Source organism: Eubacterium ramulus (assembly GCF_003122485.1).
Lineage (GTDB): Bacteria > Bacillota > Clostridia > Lachnospirales > Lachnospiraceae > Eubacterium_I > Eubacterium_I ramulus_A.
Genome location: NZ_JRFU01000058.1, coordinates 1 through 3,331 on the forward strand (window position 1 = coordinate 1; position 3,331 = coordinate 3,331).

Below are 3,331 nucleotides of genomic sequence, written 5' to 3' on the forward strand. Positions count from 1 at the left end.
CTGACCAGAATCACGCACCAAGTCTCACGTGCGTTCGACTTGAATTTTGGAAAGGAGACGAAAAATTATGGCTGTTTATCTGGAAATTGTGGATGTATATGCAAGAGAAATACTGGATTCCCGGGGAAATCCAACGGTGGAGACGGAAGTAAAAGTAAAGGACGGAAATCACATTTTTACCGGGCGGGCAAGTGTCCCATCCGGCGCCAGCACTGGGGAACATGAGGCGAAGGAATTGCGGGATACGGATTCGAGACGGTATCATGGAAAAGGTGTGCATCAGGCGGTGGTCAATGTCAACGACCGGATCAAAGCGGTGCTGCTTGGAAAAGATGCAACGAATCAGGTTTTGATCGATCAGATTTTAAACTGTACGGATGGAACGGAAAATAAATGCAATCTTGGGGCAAATGCGACGTTGTCTGTTTCTATGGCGTGTGCAAAAGCCTGTGCCAAAGCGCTGAATCTGCCGCTGTTTCGGTATCTTGGCGGTGTGTATGGGATTCGTATGCCGATCCCGATGATGAATATTTTAAATGGTGGGCGCCACGCGGACAATACCGTTGATTTTCAGGAGTTTATGATCATGCCGGTGGGCGCACGGGACGATGAGGGCAATTTTATTTTCCGGGATGGACTGCGCTGGTGCGTGGAAATTTATCATACGTTAAAATCAATTTTGGAAAAAGATGGTTACACGACGTCTGTGGGGGATGAAGGTGGTTTTGCACCGGATTTGAAAAATGCAGAGGAAGTGTTGGATTATCTGATGCGGGCGGTGAAGGAAGCAGGTTATGAGCCGGGCAGACAGATTGCCTTTGCGTTAGATGTGGCAGCAAGTGAATTGTACAATAAAGATTCCAGACTTTATGATTTCCCGGGAGAAACACGGTTGAAACTGGCAGAGTTGATGGCAAAAGGAAATCAGTGCGAGAGTAATTCTGCGCAGGAAATCCTGCATTCGGATGAACAGAAACTGCCAAAAGCGGAGATGGCAGGCATGCTGGCAGATACGATTTCGCTGTCTGTGCATCGGACAACGGAAGAGATGATCTCTTATTATGAAAAACTGATCAGTAAATATCCGATCGTATCTATTGAGGATGGTTTACAGGAGAATGACTGGGAAGGATGGAGCGAGATGACCAAACGGATCGGCAATCGGGTACAGTTAGTCGGAGATGACTTATTTGTGACAAATCCGAAGCGGTTAAAACAAGGCATTGCACAAAAAGCGGGCAATGCGATTCTGATCAAAGTAAATCAGATCGGTACGTTATCCGAGAGTTTTGAGGCAATCGTGTTGGCAAAACGAAATGGGTATCAGTCGATCGTATCGCATCGCTCTGGCGAGACGGAAGATCCGATGATCGCGGATATTGCTGTAGCGTTAAATTGCGGGCAGATCAAAACTGGTGCACCATGTAGAGGGGAACGGACGGCAAAATATAATGAACTTTTGCGGATTGAGGAAGAAGTCTGCGAGAGATAGAAAAATTTATTGTCATTCACTACTTTTTTATAGAGGATTTATATAAACAGAATTATCAGATGAACTAAAATAAAACTTAGGCAAAACTTACTGCCAGTTTACTTGTCCCGGAAAACAAGATGTGATACACTAATTTCCGACAGTAACAAAAAATCACTGAATGAGGAACGTGAATGGAACAGGAAAAACAAAAGACAGGAGAGGAACTTGCAGCAAAGATCATGGAATACGCCAGAGATGAGCTGATGATCTCCATGCGGTTTCTTGACAGAGCCTTATTTCGGATGCCACTGGTGGCCGCAGACAGTGTCGCTGCTTTTGGCGTGGATGGCGCGACCATGTATTACAATCCGGAATATGTGCTGCATGCATTTAAAAGAGAAAAAAATGCCTGTACCCGGGCATTTTTACATATGATATTACACTGCATTTTCAGTCATCCGTTTCAGTATGAAAAATTGGATCGGGAGTGCTGGGATCTGGCGACAGATCTGGCGGTGGAACAGTCGATTCTGGATCTGAATCTGAAATGTGTGGAGCTGGAGCGGGATGCGTCCCTGAAACGGACGTTATCGCATTTGGCGCAGAAAGTACCGATTCTGACCGCAGAGAAAATTTACCGCTGGCTGTATGAAAATCCGGAGGAGAGCGCAGAATTTTTCAGGGAAGAACCGCAGTTTATGTGGGATGATCATCTGAAATGGATTCCGTTGAAGGAAAATGAAGCCGGAGAGCGCAGAAACGACAGTATTACGACAGATACGAGAACTGCCATGGTGGGCTGCCATGAGGCGGATACTGGCGAGGAAGGCGAGCAGGAAGATATTGACGAAGCATTGGTGGGACAGCGTCAGGGGGACTGGCAGGATGTGAGCCAGCACGCCAAGACAGATCTGGAAATGTTTTCCCACGAACAGGGATACGGCGCCGGAAGCCTGCTGCTGAACCTGAATGCCGCGTTGCGGGAAAAATACGATTACGGCGAGTTTTTGCGGAAGTTTGCGGTTCTGGGCGAGGAAATGCATGTCAATGATGATGAATTTGACTACATTTACTATACTTATGGATTGCAGATGTACAAAAATATGCCACTGGTGGAGCCGTTGGAATACCGGGAAAATAAGCGAATCCGGGAATTTGTCATTGCCATTGATACGTCTGGTTCCTGTCAGGGCAAGACGGTGGAACGGTTTTTACGGAAAACTTACAATATTTTAAAGAGCAGCGAGAGCTATTTTGAACGGGTCAATATTCATATCATTCAATGCGATGAGAAAATCCAGCGTGATGTGAAAGTGACCACGGACGAAGAATTTGAAAAATATATGGAAGATGTGGAGCTGTGCGGCTTTGGCGGCACGGATTTCCGACCGGTGTTTGAATATGTGGACGGGCTGATCCGAAGACATGAATTTCAGGATCTGAAAGGTCTGATCTATTTTACGGATGGACAGGGAACCTTCCCGGAGCGGATGCCGGATTATCAGACGGCGTTTGTGTTCGTACAGGAAGGCTACAGCATCCCGGAGGTGCCGATCTGGGCGATTCGGTTGGTGTTGGATGCAGATGAGATTTAACAAATTATAGCAAGAATTCTCCTTCCTCTACAGGTGGGAGATGAATTGCAAAAATAAATATAAAAAGCAAAACAGAACACTTGTTCTATAATGAGGAATATGGTATAATACAATCAGTCGAAAAGCCAGAAGGGACTGATTGTATGGATAAAATGGATCATAATGCACATTCAGTATATTTGATGTATTATCATCTGATCATGGTTGTAAAATATAGTAGAAGAAAAGTAATAGATGATCCAATTTCAGAACGGGCAAAAGA

General features: G+C 45.4%; 2 protein-coding genes and 1 pseudogene. All 3 read left to right on the forward strand.

Annotated features, from left to right (window positions below; genetic code table 11):
- Positions 1 to 67: 67 nt before the first annotated feature.
- Positions 68 to 1,492 carry a phosphopyruvate hydratase gene (gene eno / locus LG34_RS05275; protein WP_109215153.1) on the forward strand — a complete coding sequence of 475 codons (1,425 nt, stop codon included), beginning with the start codon at positions 68 to 70 and terminating at the stop codon, positions 1,490 to 1,492.
- Between the two features lie 173 nt (positions 1,493 to 1,665).
- A complete protein-coding gene (locus LG34_RS05280) occupies positions 1,666 to 3,069 on the forward strand; it encodes a vWA domain-containing protein (protein ID WP_109215154.1) in 1,404 nt (467 codons plus the stop codon).
- A 143-nt stretch (positions 3,070 to 3,212) separates the two neighbouring features.
- Positions 3,213 to 3,331, forward strand: a pseudogene (locus tag LG34_RS17050) (IS200/IS605 family transposase); the annotation flags it as partial.

Coding starts and splice junctions, on each gene's coding strand:
- eno (WP_109215153.1), top strand. CDS start 68: ATGGCTGTTTATCTGGAAATTGTGGATGTATATGCAAGAGAAATACTG.
- LG34_RS05280 (WP_109215154.1), top strand. CDS start 1,666: ATGGAACAGGAAAAACAAAAGACAGGAGAGGAACTTGCAGCAAAGATC.